21 protein-coding genes are annotated in these 19,721 nt (G+C 60.5%); 13 read left to right on the forward strand and 8 right to left on the reverse strand.

What is annotated here, in order from left to right:
* Positions 1-18 precede the first annotated feature (18 nt).
* The 7 genes from AB4O36_RS21920 to AB4O36_RS21950 all read left to right on the forward strand — a co-directional run bounded on the left by AB4O36_RS21920 (position 19) and on the right by AB4O36_RS21950 (position 4,582).
* On the forward strand, positions 19-576 hold the full coding sequence (locus AB4O36_RS21920; protein ID WP_460118007.1) for an antibiotic biosynthesis monooxygenase: 558 nt from the start codon (positions 19-21) through the stop codon (positions 574-576).
* Positions 577-651: 75 nt separating this feature from the next.
* The gene (gene folM, locus AB4O36_RS21925; RefSeq protein ID WP_460140264.1) at positions 652-1,362 is read left to right on the forward strand and encodes a dihydromonapterin reductase; all 711 of its coding nucleotides are present in this window, start codon (positions 652-654) and stop codon (positions 1,360-1,362) included.
* A 21-nt stretch (positions 1,363-1,383) separates the two neighbouring features.
* Positions 1,384-1,962, forward strand: coding sequence for a GTP cyclohydrolase I FolE (gene folE / locus AB4O36_RS21930; protein ID WP_460118012.1), 579 nt, complete (start codon positions 1,384-1,386; stop codon positions 1,960-1,962).
* Positions 1,962-2,342: a dihydroneopterin triphosphate 2'-epimerase gene (gene folX / locus AB4O36_RS21935; RefSeq protein WP_460118015.1), complete on the forward strand. Its 381-nt coding sequence runs from the start codon at positions 1,962-1,964 to the stop codon at positions 2,340-2,342. The genes folE and folX overlap by 1 nt, the downstream gene beginning before the upstream one ends.
* Before the next feature lie 113 nt (positions 2,343-2,455).
* Positions 2,456-2,752 carry a DUF1244 domain-containing protein gene (locus AB4O36_RS21940; RefSeq protein ID WP_460140265.1) on the forward strand — a complete coding sequence of 99 codons (297 nt, stop codon included), beginning with the start codon at positions 2,456-2,458 and terminating at the stop codon, positions 2,750-2,752.
* A complete protein-coding gene (locus tag AB4O36_RS21945) occupies positions 2,745-3,083 on the forward strand; it encodes a HopJ type III effector protein (protein WP_460118021.1) in 339 nt (112 codons plus the stop codon). The genes AB4O36_RS21940 and AB4O36_RS21945 overlap by 8 nt, the downstream gene beginning before the upstream one ends.
* Positions 3,084-3,331: 248 nt before the next feature.
* The gene (locus AB4O36_RS21950; protein WP_460118023.1) at positions 3,332-4,582 is read left to right on the forward strand and encodes a 2-aminoadipate transaminase; all 1,251 of its coding nucleotides are present in this window, start codon (positions 3,332-3,334) and stop codon (positions 4,580-4,582) included.
* 174 nt (positions 4,583-4,756) lie between these two features.
* Here AB4O36_RS21950 and trxB read toward each other — a convergent pair whose 3' ends face one another.
* The gene (gene trxB, locus AB4O36_RS21955; protein ID WP_460118026.1) at positions 4,757-5,719 is read right to left on the reverse strand and encodes a thioredoxin-disulfide reductase; all 963 of its coding nucleotides are present in this window, start codon (positions 5,717-5,719) and stop codon (positions 4,757-4,759) included.
* A 313-nt stretch (positions 5,720-6,032) separates the two neighbouring features.
* Between trxB and cysZ the strand changes: the two genes are divergently transcribed.
* Complete coding sequence (gene cysZ / locus AB4O36_RS21960; protein WP_460118029.1) at positions 6,033-6,785, forward strand: sulfate transporter CysZ; 753 nt, start codon at positions 6,033-6,035, stop codon at positions 6,783-6,785.
* A 40-nt stretch (positions 6,786-6,825) separates the two neighbouring features.
* Entirely contained in the window at positions 6,826-8,025 is a 1,200-nt protein-coding gene (locus AB4O36_RS21965; protein WP_460140266.1) for a glycosyltransferase family 4 protein, read from the forward strand.
* Positions 8,026-8,127: 102 nt separating this feature from the next.
* Here AB4O36_RS21965 and AB4O36_RS21970 read toward each other — a convergent pair whose 3' ends face one another.
* The 3 genes from AB4O36_RS21970 to AB4O36_RS21980 form a co-directional block, all read right to left on the reverse strand.
* Positions 8,128-9,231: an NADH:flavin oxidoreductase gene (locus tag AB4O36_RS21970; protein ID WP_460118035.1), complete on the reverse strand. Its 1,104-nt coding sequence runs from the start codon at positions 9,229-9,231 to the stop codon at positions 8,128-8,130.
* Positions 9,232-9,393: 162 nt separating this feature from the next.
* The gene (locus tag AB4O36_RS21975) at positions 9,394-9,876 is read right to left on the reverse strand and encodes a glutathione peroxidase (RefSeq protein WP_460118038.1); all 483 of its coding nucleotides are present in this window, start codon (positions 9,874-9,876) and stop codon (positions 9,394-9,396) included.
* A gap of 123 nt (positions 9,877-9,999) precedes the next feature.
* Positions 10,000-10,485, reverse strand: coding sequence for an FKBP-type peptidyl-prolyl cis-trans isomerase (locus AB4O36_RS21980; protein WP_192309741.1), 486 nt, complete (start codon positions 10,483-10,485; stop codon positions 10,000-10,002).
* Between AB4O36_RS21980 and AB4O36_RS21985 the strand changes: the two genes are divergently transcribed.
* Genes AB4O36_RS21985 through AB4O36_RS21995 form a run of 3 tightly spaced genes read left to right on the forward strand, consistent with a single transcriptional unit; the run spans position 10,454 to position 13,855 of the window.
* Positions 10,454-10,792: a DUF3565 domain-containing protein gene (locus AB4O36_RS21985; protein WP_460140267.1), complete on the forward strand. Its 339-nt coding sequence runs from the start codon at positions 10,454-10,456 to the stop codon at positions 10,790-10,792. The genes AB4O36_RS21980 and AB4O36_RS21985 overlap by 32 nt on opposite strands.
* Positions 10,793-10,852: 60 nt before the next feature.
* Entirely contained in the window at positions 10,853-12,952 is a 2,100-nt protein-coding gene (gene pta / locus AB4O36_RS21990; RefSeq protein ID WP_460118046.1) for a phosphate acetyltransferase, read from the forward strand.
* Positions 12,953-13,855: an acyltransferase gene (locus tag AB4O36_RS21995; RefSeq protein ID WP_460140268.1), complete on the forward strand. Its 903-nt coding sequence runs from the start codon at positions 12,953-12,955 to the stop codon at positions 13,853-13,855.
* Between the two features lie 203 nt (positions 13,856-14,058).
* Here the strand turns inward: AB4O36_RS21995 and cysN are convergent, their stop codons facing one another.
* From cysN to AB4O36_RS22015, 4 genes are all read right to left on the reverse strand, one after another.
* On the reverse strand, positions 14,059-15,957 hold the full coding sequence (cysN, locus tag AB4O36_RS22000) for a sulfate adenylyltransferase subunit CysN (protein WP_460140269.1): 1,899 nt from the start codon (positions 15,955-15,957) through the stop codon (positions 14,059-14,061).
* A gap of 53 nt (positions 15,958-16,010) precedes the next feature.
* Positions 16,011-16,352 carry a four helix bundle protein gene (locus AB4O36_RS22005; RefSeq protein ID WP_460118055.1) on the reverse strand — a complete coding sequence of 114 codons (342 nt, stop codon included), beginning with the start codon at positions 16,350-16,352 and terminating at the stop codon, positions 16,011-16,013.
* Between the two features lie 104 nt (positions 16,353-16,456).
* Positions 16,457-17,374: a sulfate adenylyltransferase subunit CysD gene (gene cysD / locus AB4O36_RS22010; RefSeq protein WP_093226702.1), complete on the reverse strand. Its 918-nt coding sequence runs from the start codon at positions 17,372-17,374 to the stop codon at positions 16,457-16,459.
* Between the two features lie 279 nt (positions 17,375-17,653).
* Positions 17,654-18,412 carry a Nif3-like dinuclear metal center hexameric protein gene (locus AB4O36_RS22015; RefSeq protein ID WP_460118058.1) on the reverse strand — a complete coding sequence of 253 codons (759 nt, stop codon included), beginning with the start codon at positions 18,410-18,412 and terminating at the stop codon, positions 17,654-17,656.
* 102 nt (positions 18,413-18,514) lie between these two features.
* Between AB4O36_RS22015 and algW the strand changes: the two genes are divergently transcribed.
* Positions 18,515-19,675: a Do family serine endopeptidase AlgW gene (algW, locus tag AB4O36_RS22020; protein WP_460118061.1), complete on the forward strand. Its 1,161-nt coding sequence runs from the start codon at positions 18,515-18,517 to the stop codon at positions 19,673-19,675.
* Positions 19,676-19,721: the final 46 nt, after the last annotated feature.

Below are 19,721 nucleotides of genomic sequence, written 5' to 3' on the forward strand. Positions count from 1 at the left end.
AAAATCTGGAGTTACACAATGACTACCTCCCCCGTCACGCTGATGGTCGCGCGCCGTGTTGCCAATGGACGCTACCAGGACCTCATGACCTGGTTGCGCGAAGGCGAACAACTGGCCACCGATTTCCAGGGTTATCTCGGCTCCGGTGTGCTCGCCCCACCGCCTGGAGGCGATGAATTCCAGATCATTTTCCGCTTTGCCAACGAACAGACCATGCACGCGTGGGAGCACTCCGCATCGCGTACCGCGTGGCTGGCCCGTGGCAGCGACCTGTTTGCGCATAAAACCGAGCATCGAGTGAGCGGCATTGAAGGCTGGTTTGGCACCACTGGCGCACGCCCACCTCGCTGGAAGCAGGCCGTCGCAATCTGGCTGGCGTTTTTTCCAGTGTCGTTGCTGTTCAACTTCGTCCTCGGGCCGCTGCTGGGGGGATTACCCCTGTTGCCGCGAGTATTGTTGAGCACCCTGTGCCTGACGCCGTTGATGGTCTATTTCTTCATTCCGCTGTCGACGCGATTGTTGGCGGGGTGGTTGAACGCGACACCCATCCGCCGCTCGGCCGCCGAGGCTCGTTGACTCGCGCCTACAGGAGTTCGGTAGATCCCGCGTTGCGCTGGTATAGTTTTGCTCTCACCGCGACGCGAGCCGTTCATGACTTCTTCCTCCGCCCCGATCCTCATCACCGGCGCTGCCCAGCGCGTCGGCCTGCACTGTGCGCAGCGGCTACTGGAAGACGGGCGCGCGGTGATTTTCAGTTACCGAACCGAACGCCCCGGCGTGCAGGTCTTGCGCGACCTGGGCGCAACAGCGCTGTTCGCCGACCTGTCCAGCGAAGCCGGTATCCTAGCCTTTATCCACGAACTGAAGACACACACCGATAGCCTGCGCGCGATCATCCACAATGCCTCCGAGTGGCTGGCTGAATCGCCGGACACGGACGCCGCAGCCTTCAGCCGAATGTTCAGCGTGCACATGCTGGCGCCCTACCTGATCAACCTGCATTGCGCTGACCTGCTGCACCGGTCACAGCCTGCCGATATCGTGCACATCAGCGATGACGTCACGCGCAAGGGCAGCAGCCGACACATTGGCTATTGCGCGAGCAAGGCCGGGCTCGACAGCCTGACCCTGTCCTTCGCCGCCAGGTATGCGCCCGCCATCAAGGTCAACGGCATCGCCCCGGCCCTGCTAATGTTCAATGCGCATGACGACGCAACGTATCGCGCCAAGGCGCTCGCCAAGTCCGCGCTGGGCATCGAACCCGGCGGCGAAGTGATCTACCAGAGCTTGCGTTACCTGCTCGACAACTCTTATGTCACCGGCACCACCCTGACCGTCAACGGCGGACGGCACCTCAAGTAGGCGACCCCGCGAGGATCATCCATGATGTTATCCCTGCACCACAATGCCCTGTCCCAGAGCTATCGCGACATCCTCATCGGCCTGGGGGAAAACCCCGAGCGCGAGGGTTTGCTCGACACCCCGATGCGCGCGGCCAAGGCCATGCAGTACCTGTGTCACGGCTATGGACAGACTGTCGAGGAAGTCGTCAACGGCGCGTTGTTCGCTTCCGACAGCGATGAAATGGTGATCGTCGACAACATTGAGTTGTACTCGCTCTGCGAACATCACATGCTGCCCTTCATCGGCAAGGCACATGTGGCTTATATTCCAACGGGCAAGGTGCTGGGCCTGTCGAAGATCGCGCGGCTGGTGGACATGTTCGCCCGTCGCCTGCAGATCCAGGAAAACCTCACCCGGCAAATCGCCGACGCGGTGCTGCAAGTCACGGGCGCGGCCGGCGTCGCCGTGGTCATCGAAGCCCAGCACATGTGCATGATGATGCGCGGCGTCGAAAAACAGAATTCGACCATGAACACTTCGGTAATGCTCGGCGCCTTCCGCGAGTCGAGCAACACCCGCCAGGAGTTCCTGCAATTGATTGGACGGAGCAAGAAGTAATGTCACAACTTCAACCAGGCATGGCACGCATCCGGGTCAAGGACCTGTGCCTGCGGACCTACATTGGCATCAACGAGGACGAAATCCTCAACAAGCAGGATGTGTTGATCAACCTGACCATCCTGTATGCCGCCCAGGAAGCCGTGCGCGACAACGACATCGATCATGCGCTGAATTACCGGACCATCACCAAGGCGATCATCGCCCACGTCGAAGGCAATCGCTTCGCCCTGCTCGAACGCCTGACCCAGGAAATTCTCGACCTGGTCATGGCCAACGCCTCGGTGCTGTACGCGGAAGTAGAGGTCGACAAACCCCATGCACTGCGTTTTGCCGAGTCGGTGTCGATTACGCTTGCAGCGAGTCGGGCTACTGCGTAGCAGCTGCAAGCTTCAAGCTTCAAGCCGCAAGCCGCAAGCTGTAGACTTCGCCTCACCGCAACCCATCTTGCAGCTTGAAGCTTGCCGCTCGAAGCTGTCTCGAAGAGACCTCCATGACCGATCAAGAACGCCTCGAACTCGAAGCCGCCGCCTTCCGCCGGCTCGTCGCCCATCTGGACAGCCGCAAGGATGTGCAGAACATCGACCTGATGAACCTCTCGGGTTTCTGCCGCAACTGCCTCTCCAAGTGGTACAAGGCCGCCGCCGATGAACGCCAGATCGAAGTCACCCTCGATGACGCACGTGAGGTCGTCTACGGCATGCCATACGCCGAGTGGAAAGCCCAATACCAGCAAGAAGCCAGCGCCGAGCAACAGGCGGCGTTCGCCAAAGGAAAACCCCATGACTGACCTGAACACCCTGCGCGCCAGCCTCAAGAGCGGCGAACACGTCTTCGCCGATACCCTCGCCTTCATCGCGGCCGGCTACGACTACCAGCCGCAGGCTTTCAACAACGGTGGCGTGGAAAACGCCGCCGGGCAAAACGAAGGCTCGTGCAAGACCCTGGGCCTGGCCCTCCTTGAAGGCCTGAGCGATGAAGAAGCGCTGCTGGCGTTCGGCGAACACTACCGCTCGGTAGTCGCCACCCCTGAAGGCAGCGACCACGGCAACATCCGCGCACTGATCGCCCACGGCCTGGCCGGGGTGAAGTTCGGCGAGCAGCCGCTGACGCGCCGTTAATCCCGCCCGGCCGTAACCTAACCTGTAGGAGCGAGCTTGTCGAGGCGTCGAACCGTCGCGATGGAGTCACAGACACCGCTGGGTGTCAGACAGACAGCGTCATCATTGGCGACTGATCGCGAGCAAGCTCGCTCCTACAAGGACATCCCGACTTTTAAGATTGACCCGGCAACTTTATTTCGTTTGCCCGACACCACTGCTCGCGGCTTAGATAAACGCAAGTTCTCCTTCTTGCGAGCCGGTCATCCATGAGCAGCGAATCCATCAGTCAGTCGATCAACATCGTTCATCCCGTCACCCTCAGCCATGGCAAAAATGCCGAGGTCTGGTCGACTGATGGAAAACGCTATATCGACTTTGTCGGCGGTATCGGTGTACTGAACCTCGGCCATTGCCACCCGCGCATCGTCGAGGCCATTCGAGAGCAAGCCACGCGGCTGACGCACTACGCGTTCAATGCCGCGCCCCACACGCCTTACCTCGACTTCATGGAGCGCCTGGCCGGCTTCATACCGGTGAGTTACCCGGTCAGCGGCATGCTCACCAACAGCGGCGCGGAAGCAGCGGAGAACGCCTTGAAGATCGTCCGTGGCGCGACGGGGCGAACCGCTGTCATTGCCTTCGACGGCGCCTTCCACGGGCGCACGCTCGCCACGCTCAACCTCAATGGCAAGGTCGCGCCCTACAAACAGAAGGTCGGTGCACTGCCCGGCCCGGTATATCACCTGCCCTTCCCGAGTAAAGACAACGGCGTCACCTGCGCCGAGGCTCTAAAAGCCCTGGATCGACTCTTTGGCGTCGAAATCGATATCGAGGACGTGGCCTGTTTCATCGTCGAACCGGTGCAGGGTGAAGCGGGCTTCCTCGCGTTGGACGTCGATTTTGCGCAGGCGCTGCGCCGTTTGTGCGATGAAAAGAACATCCTGTTGATCGCCGACGAGATCCAGTCCGGGTTTGGCCGCACCGGTGAACGCTTTGCGTTTCCCCGGTTGGGCATCGAGCCGGACCTGATCCTGCTCGGCAAAAGCATTGGCGGCGGCGTCCCGCTGGGCGCGGTGGTCGGCCGCAAGGCGCTGCTCGACACCCTACCCAAAGGCGGGCTTGGCGGTACTTACTCGGGCAACCCGATCGCCTGTGCGGCGGCGTTGGCGACGCTGGACGAAATGACCGATGCCAACCTGCACGCGTGGGGTTTACAGCAGGAACAGGCGATCATCAGCCGCTACGAAACCTGGCGCGCCAACAACGTCTCTCCCTACCTGGGCCGCCTGACCGGTGTCGGCGCCATGCGCGGCATCGAACTGGCCAACCCCGACGGCACACCCGCCCCGGCACAACTGACGCAACTGCTGACCCTGGCGCGGGACGCTGGCTTGTTGCTGATGCCCAGCGGCAAGTCGCGACACATCATCCGCCTGTTGGCGCCGCTGACCACAGAGCCAGCGGTGCTGGAAGAGGGCCTGGACATCTTCGAGGCGTGCCTCAAGAAACTGGTGTGAACACCCCAAGCCCTGTAGGAGCGAGCTTGCTCGCGATGGAAGAACAGGCACCGCTGGGTGTCAGACAGCCAGCGTTATCGTTTACGAGGATCGCGAGCAAGCTCGCTCCTACAGGGAACCCGGAAACCAGACACAAAAAAACCGGCCTAAGCCGGTTTTTTCATTTCAACACCCTTAGAACGAAGCGTTCTGCAGGCCGTCGAGGTAACGTTCGGTGTCCAGTGCGGCCATGCAGCCGGCGCCGGCCGAGGTGATTGCCTGGCGGTAAACGTGGTCAGCCACGTCACCGGCGGCGAAGATGCCTTCGACGTTGGTCGCGGTGGCGTTGCCTTCACGGCCGCCCTGCACCACCAGGTAGCCGTCTTTCAAGGTCAGTTGGCCTTCGAACAGCGAGGTGTTCGGGGTGTGGCCGATGGCGATGAACACACCGTCCACCTTGATTTCGTCAAAGCTGCCGTCGTTGTTCTTCAGGCGGGCACCGGTCACGCCCATGTTGTCGCCCAGGACTTCATCCAGGTTGGAGTTGAGCTTGAGGATGATCTTGCCTTCAGCGACGCGAGCGTTGAGCTTGTCGATCAGGATCTTCTCGGCGCGGAAGGTATCGCGACGGTGGATCAGGGTCACGGTGCTGGCAATGTTGGCCAGGTACAGCGCCTCTTCTACAGCGGTGTTGCCACCACCGACCACGGCCACTGGCTTGTTGCGGTAGAAGAAACCGTCGCAGGTCGCGCAGGCCGAAACCCCTTTGCCCATGAACGCTTCTTCCGAGGGCAGGCCCAGGTAACGAGCGCTGGCGCCGGTGGCAATGATCAGGGCGTCGCAGGTGTAGGTCGCGCTGTCGCCGGTCAGGGTGTAAGGCTTGGAAGCAAAATCCACCGCGTTAATGTGATCAAAGACGATCTCGGTCTCAAAACGCTCGGCGTGCTCGCGCATGCGCTCCATCAGAGCCGGGCCGGTCAGGCCGTGGACGTCGCCCGGCCAGTTGTCGACTTCGGTGGTGGTCGTCAGTTGACCGCCGGCCTGCATGCCGGTGATCAGCAGCGGCTTGAGGTTGGCACGGGCGGCATAGACCGCGGCGCTGTAACCGGCAGGGCCGGAACCGAGAATAATCACTCGCGAATGACGGACTTCAGACATGACCTGCTCCTGTTGACCGGCCCAAAACACATGGCGCGGAACGCCGGGTTGCCGACGTGAATAAAAAAAGACCATTGAAAGCACTTGGGGAAGGCTTGAATACAACAGTCCTGTAAAAGAATGGGTGCAGCGTATCGAGGGGGCGAAGATTAAGGAAATACGGTTTAACAATCCAGCTCATAGGTGGTCTCTATCCCGTTACCGTTTGTTTATAGGCACCTTTGTTACCGCTGATGTCGATCCAGTAACGGCGCTTTCGCCGAAGTGGCAAAGTCGGTAAGGTCGGCGCGTTTCCCCTTTCTCGGAGCACGATATGCCCGCCCCTGTTCTGTCCGGCCCGCAATACCTGCGTGAAGGGCTCAAGCTGGTTTTGAGTCCCAGCCTGCGGCTTTTCGTATTGCTGCCATTGGTCATCAACCTGGTGCTGTTCGTCGGATTGATCTATCTGGCCGGCCATCAATTCAGCCTGTGGGTCGATACACTGATGCCCACCCTGCCGGACTGGCTGAGTTTTCTCAGTTACATCCTGTGGCCGATTTTCGTCGTGCTGGTGGTATTGATGGTGTTTTTCACCTTCACAATGCTCGCCAACATCATCGCCGCGCCGTTCAATGGCTTCCTGGCGGAGAAGGTCGAAGTGGTGGTGCGCGGCACCGATGATTTCCCGGCGTTCAGCTGGGGCGAACTGATCGCCATGGTCCCGCGCACCTTCGCCCGGGAAATGCGCAAGCTCGGTTACTTCCTGCCGCGTGCCATCGGCTTGTTCATCCTCTCGTTCGTGCCCGTGGTGAATATCATCGCTGCACCGCTGTGGCTGCTGTTCGGGGTGTGGATGATGGCGATTCAGTACATCGACTACCCCGCAGACAACCACAAGCTGGGCTGGAACGAGATGCTCGCCTGGCTGCGGCAGAAACGCTGGCAGAGCATGAGCTTCGGCGGGATTGTGTATCTGGTGCTGCTGATTCCGGTGGTCAACGTGCTGATGATGCCCGCCGCCGTAGCCGGTGCGACCTTGTTCTGGGTCCGTGAGCAAGGCGCCGAAAGCCTGGTGAGCCAACGCTGAGCCCGTCACGAATCCATCATCAAATCGCCACACTGGCGACATGGCCCCAGCCGACACTGGGGTCATGACGACAGCTCTGCGCATCACCCTGATCACCGAAACCTTCCCTCCTGAAATCAATGGAGTGGCCAACACCCTTGGTCGCTTGTGCGACGGCTTGCGCGCGCGCGGACACCAGGTGGAGCTGGTGCGGCCGCGCCAGGGTTGCGATCTGCAACTGGGCAGCGACGACCAATTGCTGTTGTGCCGTGGTTGGCCGCTGCCAGGCTACCCAGGACTGCAATGGGGCCAGTCATCGATGCACAAGCTGCTGCGACGCTGGACGCGCCAGCGCCCGGACGTGCTGTACATCGCCACGGAGGGACCACTGGGCCTGTCCGCGTTGCGTGCGGCACGGCGCTTGGGAATTTCCGTGGTCAGCGGCTTTCACACCAACTTCCAGCAGTACTCCAACCAGTATGGACTAGGCTTGCTGACGCGCCTGCTGACCCATTATCTGCGCTGGTTTCACAATCGCTCGAATCTGACCCTGGTCCCAAGTGTCAGCCAGCGCATGGAGCTGGAGCGTCGGCATTTCGAGCGACTGGCATTGCTCTCGCGGGGGGTCGATTGTCAGTTGTTTCACCCGAGCAAACGCCAGCAATCACTGCGTGAACAATGGGGCCTGGGCGAGAAGGATATTGCCGTTATTCATGTCGGGCGCCTGGCAGCCGAGAAAAACCTCGGTTTGCTCAAGCGCGCCATCGACACGCTGACCACGACGTATCCACAACGAACAATAAAGCTGGTCATCGTCGGCGACGGCCCACAACGCAAGGCCCTGGAGAAGGCGCTGCCCGACGCTATTTTCTGCGGCCCGCACCGCGGCGAAGCCCTGGCTGCCCACTATGCATCGGGCGATGTTTTCGTGTTTCCCAGCCTGACCGAAACCTTCGGCAATGTGGTCCTGGAGGCTCTGGCTTCGGGGTTGGGTGTGGTGGCTTATGACCAGGCGGCAGCGGCCCAGCACATTCGCCATGGCTACAACGGCGTACTGGCGATGCCGGGGGATGAAGCGGCGTTTTGCGACGCGGCGGTGTGGTTGCTGGAAGAGCGCGAGACCTTGCGCTGTGTGCGACTCAATGCGCGCCAGCATGCAAGCCGCCAGGGCTGGGCCGCGATTGTCGAGGCGTTTGAGGGGCAATTGCGGGGGGCTTGTGGGGGAGAGTCGGTGGTGCCTGGGGCTGCTTCACTGCCTTGAGATTTTTGTTGGAGCCATCGCGAGCAAGCTCGCTCCTACAAGGGTTGATGAGATCCTTGTAGGAGCGGGCTTGCCCGCGATGGCGGCCCTGACAGGCGCCGCTTAAACCAGCGTCATCAACGCCTCACGGCTGAACGGCAAGATATCTTCCTCGCGCCCGTCACGCACTTTCTGCGCCCAGTCCGGGTCCACCAGCAGGGCACGCCCAACTGCCACGAGATCGAACTCGTCATTGTTCAGCCGTTCCAGCAGTTTCTCAAGGCTGGCCGGCTGGGCAATCTTGTCGGTATTGACCATGAATTGCAGGAACTCGCCATCCAGGCCGACGCTGCCCACGGTGATGGTCGGCTTGCCGGTGAGTTTGCGCGTCCAGCCGGCCAGGTTCAGCTCGGAACCGTCGAACTCAGGCTCCCAGAAACGGCGGGTCGAGCAGTGGAAAATGTCCACGCCAACGTCGGATAGCGGCTTGAGGAATTCGCCCAGTGCCTGCGAGGTTTGCACCAGACGCGCGGTGTAATCCTGCTGTTTCCACTGGGAAAAACGGAAGATGATCGGGAAACCTTCACCCACCGCTGCGCGCACCGCTTGAATCAACTCGATGGCAAAACGCGAACGGTTGGCCAGGCTGCCACCGTATTCGTCGGTGCGCTGGTTGCTGCCTTCCCAGAAAAACTGGTCGACCAGGTAACCGTGGGCACCGTGGATTTCCACGCCGTCCATGCCGATGCTCTTGGCATCCTTGGCGGCCTGGGCGAACGCGGCGATCACGTCCTGGATATCCTGCTTGCTCATGCCGTGAACCACGACCTGGCCGTCCTTCAATTTTTCCGACGGGCCGTAACCCGGCACGCTCGCATCCGGTTCGGTGCCGATGCGACGTACACTGCCGACGTGCCACAGTTGCGGAACGATCTTGCCGCCCTCGGCATGCACGGCGTCGACCACTTTCTTCCAGCCGGCCAAGGCGTCTTCACCGTAGAAATGCGGCACGTTCGGGTATCCGTTGGACGCCTTGTGTCCGACGGTGGTGCCCTCGGTGATGATCAGGCCAACGCCGGCCGCAGCGCGACGACGGTAGTACTCGATGACCTTGGAATTTGGCACGCCACCGGGCGAGAACGAACGTGTCATTGGCGCCATGACCACGCGAGTCGGCAGTTCGAGGGTGCCAAGGTGGAACGGTTTGAACAGGGCTTGAACGGGCATCGGTGCGCTCCACGAGGATAGACTTTATGACGAGTATAATATGGAGGCTTGCGAGCGCTGGGAAGGATTATTGATTTGCGTGATTAAGGGTTAAAACTTGTGAGGATTCACGAAACCTGTAGGAGCGAGCATGCTCGCTCCTACAGGGGATAGAGGTTCAGCTCAGCCCAGCGCTTTTTCGATAGCCTGGATGACCGCAGGATCGTCCGGCGCGGTACGTGGCGAAAAACGTGCGAGGACGCGGCCGTCCTTGCCCAGCAGGAATTTTTCGAAGTTCCAGGTGATGTCACCGGGAAACTCGGCGCCTTCGCCGGCCAGCAGGCGATACAACTGGTGACGTTCATGGCCGTTGACTTCCAGCTTGCTGGACAACGGAAAAGTCACGCCGTAGTTGAGGCTGCAGAAATCCTGGATTTCCTGTTCGCTGCCCGGCTCCTGCCCGGCAAACTGGTTGCACGGCAAGCCCAGCACGGTGAAGCCCTTGCCCTTGTATTGCTGATAGAGGTTTTCCAGCGCGGCGTATTGCGGGGTCAAGCCACATTTGGAGGCTACGTTGACCACCAGCACGACGTTGCCCTTGAAAGGCGCCAGCGGAAGTTCCTGACCATTCAGGGCTGTCAATTTCAGGTCGTGAAAAGCACTCATGACGTACTCCAGATTCCCGTGTTTTTCTCGAAACAGCCTCTTGGCGATGTCACCAAGAACAGCCGCGGACTAAAAAGGCGCCCTTCGGGCGCCTCTCCAGTTCTCTGAGCTTAGCGCAGAAAATCAGTGGTGATGGCCACCTTCGCCATGGACGTGGCCATGAGCGATTTCTTCCTGGCTGGCGTCACGGATGGCAACGATCTTGACCTGGAAGTTCAGGCGCTGACCGGCCAGCGGGTGGTTGCCGTCAACGGTAACGTCGTCGCCGTCCAGGTCACGGATGGTGACGATCTGCATCTGGCCATCCGGAGCGGAAGCGTGGAACTGCATGCCCACTTCCAGCTCGTCGACGCCTTCGAACATGCTGCGGCTCAGGGTGCTGACCAGTTCGGCAGCGTATTCGCCGTAGGCATCTTCAGGTTCAACGGCTACGGTCAGCTCTTCGCCAACGCCTTTGCCTTCCAGGGCTTTTTCCAGGCCAGGGATGATATTGCCTGCGCCTTGCAGGTAAACCAGCGGTGCGCCGCCGGCGGAGCTGTCGATGACCTCACCAGCGTCGTTGGTCAGGGTATAGTCGATGGAGACAGCCTTATTGGCGGCGATCAGCATGGGGCGAGACCTTTTGCAGAAGAATATAGAAGGGCCAAGTCTAGCGAAGCCATCGTCCGAAAGCGAACACAACCCGGACAAACGGAACGCAACAGACGGCTCCACGATCACAGGTTTTCATCAGGATGAAGACGGACAATGTGTGGCCGACCTGTCCTGCGGCCATACGCAGCACCTGCGCCACCAGCCGCCGTGGCAATCGCGGGCCTGGGTGCTGGACCCTGCGCAGCGGGCGGAAAAAATCGGCCAGCGCTTTGAATGCGGTTGGTGCGCTCAAGGCTCGGTTAGCGATAACCTTGGCGACTGAATCCCGGTCGATCGTCAGCGATAGACGCTCACCTTTGCCATGCACCCTTAGAGAACTCGCATGCAAACTTTTTTTATTGCGCCCACCGACTTTGGCGTGGGCCTGACCTCCATCAGCCTCGGGCTGGTTCGTACCCTTGAGCGCGCCGGCCTCAAGGTCGGCTTTTTCAAACCGATCGCCCAACCCCATCCGGGGGATACCGGGCCTGAGCGCTCCACCGAGCTGGTGGCACGCACCCACGGTTTGAAACCGCCGCAACCCCTGGGCCTGGCCCATGTCGAGCGCATGCTGGGCGACGGGCAGCTCGATGAGTTGCTCGAGGAAATCATCACGCTGTACCAGCAGGCAGCCATCGGCAAGGACGTGCTGATCGTCGAAGGCATGGTGCCGACCCGCAGCGCCAGCTACGCTGCGCGGGTCAACCTGCACCTGGCCAAGAGCCTCGACGCCGAAGTGATCCTGGTCTCGGCACCGGAAAACGAAGTGCTGACCGAGCTCTCGGGCCGCGTGGAATTGCAGGCGCAGTTGTTCGGCGGCCCGAAGGATCCGAAAGTCCTCGGCGTAATCCTCAACAAGGTCAAGACCGATGAGAGCATGGAGGCCTTCGCCTCGCGCCTGAGGGAACATTCGCCGTTGCTGCGCAGCGGTGATTTCCGCCTGCTTGGCTGCATCCCGTACCAGCCGGAACTGAATGCGCCGCGCACCCGCGACGTCGCCGACCTGATGGGCGCGCAGATTCTCAATGCTGGCGATTACGAAACCCGGCGGATGACCAAAATCATCATCTGCGCACGCACCATGCGCAACACCGTGGAGCTGCTCAAGCCCGGCGTGTTGGTGGTGACGCCCGGAGATCGCGACGACATCATCCTTGCCGTCAGCCTCGCTGCCATTAACGGCGTGCCGTTGGCGGGCCTGCTCCTGACCAGCGACACCCTGCCCGACCCGCGCATCATGGAGCTGTGTCGCGGTGCCTTGCAGGCCGGCCTGCCCGTACTGTCGGTCAGCACCGGTTCCTACGACACAGCCAACCTGTTGAACGGCCTCAACAAGGAAATCCCGATCGACGACCGCGAACGTGCGGAAATCATCACCGATTTCGTCGCTGGCCATCTCGACGCCAACTGGCTGCACCAGCGGTGCGGCACGCCACGGGAAATGCGCCTGTCGCCGGCCGTGTTCCGTTATCAACTGATCCAACGCGCCCAGGGCGCCAACAAGCGCATCGTGCTGCCCGAAGGCAGCGAACCGCTGACCGTGCAGGCCGCGGCGATCTGTCAGGCGCGTGGAATCGCTCGCTGCGTGTTGCTGGCCAAACCTGCGGATGTCGAAGCCGTGGCTCGCGCGCAGGGCATCGAGCTGCCGCCGGGACTGGAGATTCTCGACCCGGACCTGATCCGCGATCGCTACGTCGAACCGATGGTGTCCCTGCGCAAGAGCAAAAGCCTCAACGCCCCGATGGCCGAACAGCAACTGGAAGATCCGGTGGTGATCGGCACCATGATGCTTGCGCTCGATGAAGTCGATGGGTTGGTGTCCGGGGTCATACACTCCACCGCCAATACCATCCGCCCGGCCCTGCAACTGATCAAGACTGCGCCGGGCTGCACCCTGGTGTCGTCGGTGTTCTTCATGCTGTTCCCCGAAGAAGTGCTGGTCTATGGCGACTGCGTGATGAACCCGCACCCGAGCGCCAGCGAGTTGGCCGAAATTGCCCTGCAAAGCGCGGACTCGGCAGCCGCCTTCGGTATTACCCCACGCGTGGCGATGATCAGCTACTCCAGCGGCGAATCGGCCACCGGCGAAGAGGTGGAGAAAGTGCGCGAGGCGACCCTGCTCGCCCACGAGCAACAGCATTCGCTGCTGATCGACGGCCCGTTGCAATACGACGCCGCCGCCAACGAGACCGTGGCCCGGCAACTGGCGCCGAACAGCCAGGTGGCCGGTCGTGCCACGGTGTTCGTGTTCCCCGACCTCAATACCGGCAACACCACGCACAAGGCGGTGCAACGCAGCGCCGACTGCGTCAGCCTCGGGCCGATGCTGCAAGGCCTGCGCAAACCGGTGAACGACCTGCCGCGCGGTGCGCAGGTTGACGACATCGTGTACACCATCGCCCTGACGGCGATCCAAGCCGCCAACCGACCTCTGGATGTTTAAATGCTGGACTTTCTCCCTGCACCGATACGCGGTGTGATTGCTTGTTTGTTGTTGGCTTTGAACACGATTGCGCTCTGCTCGTTTCTGTTCTGCGTGGCATTGATCAAAGTCTTGCCATTTGCCTTTACCCAGCGCCTGGCCGGTTGGCTGATGAGCCACACCCACGAAGCCTGGATCAGCCTGAACAAGGGCTGGATGAATCTGGTCCGTCGAACCCGCTGGCACGTCAGCGGCCTGCAGGGTCTCGACTACCAGCATTCATACCTGATCACCAGCAACCACCAGAGCTGGGTCGACATCCTGGTCCTGCAATACGTGCTCAACCGGCGTATCCAACCGCTGAAGTTCTTTCTCAAGCAGGAATTGATCTGGGTGCCGGTCATTGGCCTGGCGTGGTGGACGCTGGGCTTTCCGTTCATGAAACGCTACTCCAAGGCTTACCTGGAAAAGCACCCGGAAAAGAAAGGCAAGGACCTGGAAACCACCCGCAAAACGTGCGCGAAGTTTCGCAACAACCCAGTGGGGATTTTCAACTTCGTCGAGGGCACACGCTTCACCGAAGGCAAGCACGCCCAGCAGCAGTCGCCCTTCAAATACCTGCTCAAACCCAAGGCCGGTGGCATTGCGTTCGTGCTGGATGCCATGGGCGAACAACTGGAATCGATCGTTAACGTGACCATCCACTATCCGGGAGGGCGTCCGGGGTTCTGGGACCTGCTCAGTGGCAATGTGAAGGACGTGGTGGTGCACTTCCATGAGCTGAACATTCCACCGCAGTTCATCGGCAAGAACTACGACCAGGACGGCGAGTACCGTCTGCAATTCCAGGGCTGGATCAACCAGTTGTGGCAGGACAAGGATGCGTTGCTGGAACAGATGCATCGGGAGTATCCAGCCCAGTAATGGGTTGTCTGGTCTGGCGCCATCGCGGGCAAGCCCGCTCCTACAGGTTTTGTGTACACCGCTATACCCTGTGGGAGCGGGCTTGTCGAATCGTCGCACCGTCGCGATGAGGCCCGACCAGAAACAAAAAAGCCCGCAGACAGTTACCTGTCCGCGGGCTTTTCCTTGCAGCTTGAAGCTGAAAGCTTGCCGCTGCCCCTGCCCTAGATCGCCCCACGCTTGCGCAGCAGATCCAGCACTTGTTTGACGCTCTCTTCCAGCGACACGGACTGGGTGTCGATCACGAGATCAGCATCCAGCGGCACGTCGTACGGGAAGGACTCGCCCGGAATGTTATCCCCGGCTGCCGCGTACAGGCCTTGCGGGTCACGCTCTGCGCACACGGCTGGTGAGGCCTGGACGTAGACCGTCAGCAGGCGCTCCTTGCCGATCAGGTCCTTGGCCTGTTCGCGACCTTCGGCACTTGGTGCGACAAACGCCGCCAGGGTCAACAGGCCGGCTTCGTTGAACTGACGCGCTACATGCGCGGCACGGCGCCAGTTCTCGGTACGTCCGGCGCGATCCTGCGGCAGCCCTTTGTTCAGGTCATGACGCAGGTTCTGGCCATCGAGCACGAACACCGCACGACCGAGGTCGAACAGCTTGCGCTCAACCGCGTAGGCCAGGGTGCTCTTGCCGGCGCCCGACAGGCCGCTGAACAGCACGGTAGCGGGCTGCTGGCCGAAGCGCCGGGCACGTTCTTCGGTAGCCACGTGAGCCAGTTTGCCGTGGTGGGTGCTGGTGCCATGCGCCAAAGGCTGCGCGACAATCATGCCCGCGCCAACGGTGCCGTTGGTCAAGCGATCGATGATGATAAACGCGCCGGTGGTGCGGTTGCTGTCGTAACCGTCGAGGGCAATCGGCGCGTCGAGCGCGATCTTGACCTTGCCGATTTCGTTCAGTTGCAGCGCGCTGGCCGGGCCTTCTTCCAGGGTGTTGACGTCGACCTTGTTGACGATGCTGGCGATGGAGCCCGGCACGTAACTGGTGGCACGCTTGATGTCGTATTTCTTGCCCGGCAGCATCGGCTCTTCAGCCATCCACACCAGCATCGCTTCGAAGCTGTCGGTCACTGGCGGAACGTTGTCGGCGTGCACCAACAGGTCGCCCCGGGAGATGTCGATTTCATCTTCCATGGTCAGCGTAACCGCCTGGCCCGGGCCTGCATGCTCCAGCTCACCCTCAAAGGTGACGATGGATTTCACGCGACTGCTCTTGCCTGATGGCAGCACCACCACTTCGTCGCCTTTCTTGACGATGCCGCTGGCCAGGGTGCCGGCAAATCCACGGAAGTTCAGGTTCGGACGGTTGACGTACTGCACCGGGAAACGCAGGTCGGTGAAGTTGCGATCGCCCGCTACTTCCACAGTCTCGAGAATTTCCATCAGCGACTGACCGGTGTACCACGGCGAGCGCTCGGACTTGTTCACCACGTTGTCGCCCTTGAGGGCCGACATCGGCACGAAGTGCAGGCTGGTCGGTTGCAGTTTCAGGCCTTCGGCGAACTTCAGGTAATCGGCCTTGATCGCCTCGAACACGTCCTGGTCGAACCCTTTGAGGTCCATCTTGTTGATGGCCACGACGATGTGCTTGATGCCCAACAAGGAGGCGATGAAGCTGTGTCGGCGCGTCTGGGTCTGCACGCCGTAGCGGGCGTCAACCAGGATGATCGCCAGGTCACAGGTGGATGCACCGGTGGCCATGTTGCGGGTGTACTGCTCATGGCCCGGGGTGTCGGCAATGATGAACTTGCGCTTGGCCGTGGAGAAGTAGCGGTAGGCAACATCGATCGTGATGCCCTGCTCACGCTCGGCCTGCAAACCGTCAACCAGCAACGCCAGGTCGATGTCTTCGCCGGTGGTGCCGACTTTTTTCGAGTCGCGGGTGATCGCTTCCAGGTGATCTTCGTAGATCATCTTGGAGTCATGCAGCAGGCGCCCGATCAGGGTGCTCTTGCCGTCATCGACGTTACCGCAGGTCAAAAAGCGCAGCAGCTCTTTACGTTCGTGCTGGCCCAGGTAGGCGAGGATGTCCTCGCTGATCAAATCAGATTGATGGCTCATCGGGTTCAAGCTCCAAGCTGTAAGCTTCAAGCGGCAAGCTTGTCGGCGTACAGCTAGTCAGAAATTTTGTTGATCAAGCCGCAGAGCATCTTTGAGAGCTCACGGGTTTCTGTAATCCAGTTTTCAGCCAGCGGATGGGCGATGTAAGCAATGTCGCTGCCGATGAGAATCTGGGTTCGTAACTCTCCACAAGAAGCCTTCGCGATCCAAAGAAAACGTACCTTTTCTTTGGCGCTGCGACGCTCCATCCCCTCAGCAATGTTGGAGGGTACCGAAAGTGCTGAGCGGGTGATCTGGTCCTTGAAACCAAAATCCCCGCATTGGGCAAACTCTCGGTAGATCCCCACTGCCAGACACTTGCTTCTCTGCCAAACAACCAACTTCTCGAAGTCCATTACGAGTCACTCAATCGCGGCTCGCAACAACCGGCTGCAAGCACCAAACCGCGAAGTTACGCATACCGCCTTTAACTTGCAGCTTGCCGCTTGTAACTCGAAGCTTAAAAGTACCCTTGACGTTTTTTGTCTTCCATCGAGCCTGCGCCATCATGGTCGATGACACGGCCCTGGCGCTCGGAAGTTCGCGTCAGGAGCATTTCCTGAATGATGTCCGTCAGGCTTTCGGCCTCGGACTCCACCGCGCCCGTCAACGGGTAGCAGCCAAGGGTACGGAATCGCACTTTCTTTTTGACGATGCGTGCTTTGTCTTCATCGCTCAGGTGCTCGAGGATGCGCTCGTCGTCGATCATGATCAGGGTGCCGTTCTTCTCGATGACTTCACGCTCGGCGGCGAAGTAAAGCGGCACGATCGGGATCCCTTCGAGGTAGATGTACTGCCAGATGTCCAGCTCGGTCCAGTTCGACAACGGGAACACACGAATGGATTCGCCCTTGTTGACCTTGCCGTTGTAGACGTTCCACAGTTCCGGGCGCTGGTTTTTCGGGTCCCAGCGATGCTTGCTGTCGCGGAACGAGTAGACACGTTCCTTGGCGCGGGACTTCTCTTCATCGCGGCGCGCACCACCGAAAGCGGCGTCGAAACCGTGCTTGTCCAAAGCCTGTTTAAGGCCTTCGGTCTTCATGATGTCGGTGTGCTTGGCGCTGCCGTGGGTGAACGGGTTGATGTTCTGCGCCACGCCGTCCGGGTTGATGTGGGTGATCAGGTCCAGGCCCAGGTCCGCAACCATTTTGTCGCGGAAGGCGTACATCTCCTGGAATTTCCAGCGAGTGTCGACGTGCATCACCGGGAACGGCAGCTTGCCGGGGAAAAATGCCTTGCGTGCCAGGTGCAGCATCACGGCGGAGTCTTTGCCGATGGAGTACAGCATCACCGGGTTGTCGAACTCGGCGGCCACCTCGCGGATGATGTGGATGCTTTCCGCCTCCAGCTGTTTCAGATGCGTCAGTTTGTCGACCATGGCTACTCACGAAAACTTTTATGAACGGCCAGCGGGCCGTGTTCGAGCGAGGAATCCTAGCACACCGACCTCTTCTAATCAGGGCGCCCGCTAGATCGAAAGGGTATATGAATATACCCCTGCGTTTGGGCAGTAAGGACCGACTCCTGTAGGAGCGAGCATGCTCGCGATGGGGCCGGCACATCCAGCCTCATCAGCGTCTGACACACCGCCATCGCGAGCAAGCTCGCTCCTACAGGGGATCATTGCCTTCCTGATCTTCTGTGGGGGCGAGCAGGGTCAGATCGGATTCGGGCAATCGATGAAGATGTGCTCCAGGGCGAAGCGTCGGGCCAGGTAGTCGCCCAGCGCTTGCACGCCGTAGCGCTCGGTAGCGTGGTGGCCGGCGGCAATGAAGCTGATGCCGTTCTCCCGGGCGCTGTGGAAGGTCTGTTCCGAGGCCTCGCCACTGAGGTACAGGTCGACACCGGCCAGCACCGCCTGATCGATGTAGCCCTGACCGCCGCCGGTGCACCAACCCACCCGGCGAATCATCTCGCTGCCTTCGATCAGCAACGGTTCGCGCCCCATGACTTCCTGAACGCGGCGGGCAAAATCCCTGGCCGTCATGGGCTCATTGAGCGAGCCGACCAGCCCCACCACTTTCAGGTTGTCCGGATCGAGCGGACCTTCGACGGTGATGTCCAGCTGCCGCGCCAACTGCACGTTGTTGCCGACTTCCGGATGCAGGTCCAGGGGCAGGTGATAGGACAGAAGGCTGATGTCGTGCTTGAGCAGGGTTTTCAACCGACGCTGCTTCATGCCGGTGATGCACGGATTCTCACCCTTCCAGAAATACCCGTGGTGCACCAGCACCAGGTCGGCCTGCGCTTCGACGGCGGCGTCCAGCAACGCCTGGCTGGCGGTGACGCCACTGACGATACGCATGACCTGCGGGCGACCTTCGACCTGCAAGCCATTGGGGCAATAATCGGCGATCCTGGCGCTGTTCAGGTAACGGTCGGCTTCTTCTACAAGTGTGCTCAGGGCGACGGCCATAAAAGACTCCTAAATATCCCGTTCAGAGGCGCGCGCGGCCTCGTATAATGCGCGACATTATCGGCGGTCTCATGCTGCCTGCAACCTCTCAGGACGTGCTTAATGCTCAAGGCGCTGCGTTTTTCCGGCTGGCCGCTGTTGGCCGGCGTGCTTATCGCTCTGTTGATTATCCAGCGTTACCCGGAGTGGGTCGGCCTTCCGAGTCTGGACGTCAACCTGCAGCAAGCCCCGCAAACCACCACAGTGCAACAAGGCCCGGTGTCCTACGCCGATGCGGTGACCATCGCGGCGCCCTCGGTGGTCAATCTGTACACCACCAAGGTGGTCAGCCGGCCAAACCATCCGTTGTTCGAAGATCCGCAGTTCCGTCGTTTTTTTGGTGACAACTCACCCAAGCAGAAGCGTATGGAATCGAGCCTCGGCTCCGGCGTGATCATGAGCCCGGAAGGCTATCTGCTGACCAACAACCATGTGACCAGCGGCGCGGACCAGATTGTTGTCGCCCTAAAGGATGGCCGTGAAACCCTGGCCCGCGTCATCGGCAGCGACCCGGAAACCGACCTCGCGGTTCTCAAGATCGATTTGAAGAACCTGCCTTCGATCACCGTCGGCCGTTCCGACAACATTCGCATCGGTGACGTCGCGCTAGCCATCGGCAACCCGTTCGGCGTTGGCCAGACCGTGACCATGGGCATCATCAGCGCCACCGGCCGCAATCAGCTGGGCCTGAACAATTACGAAGACTTCATCCAGACCGATGCGGCGATCAACCCGGGCAACTCCGGCGGCGCACTGGTAGACGCCAATGGCAACCTGACCGGCATCAACACCGCGATCTTCTCCAAGTCCGGCGGCTCGCAAGGCATCGGCTTTGCGATCCCAGTGAAACTGGCGATGGAAGTGATGAAGTCGATCATCGAGCACGGCCAGGTGATCCGTGGCTGGCTCGGGATCGAGGTGCAGCCGCTGACTCAGGAGTTGGCGGAGTCGTTTGGCCTGTCGGGACGTCCGGGCATTGTGGTCGCGGGGATTTTCCGCGATGGCCCGGCACAGAAAGCGGGCCTGCAACTGGGTGACGTGATCCTGACCATCGATGGCGAGCCCGCGGGCGATGGCCGTCGTTCGATGAACCAGGTGGCGCGAATCAAGCCAACCGACAAGGTGACGATCCAGGTCATGCGCAATGGCAAGGAGCTCAAGCTCACGGCGGAAATCGGCTTGCGCCCACCACCGGCACCGGTGAAGGAAAAAGAAGAGAACTAAACCGGGCGCAGGAATCTTGCGCTACTGGAATACATTCTCATTAGAC

This window comes from Pseudomonas sp. S2_E01 (assembly GCF_054668365.1).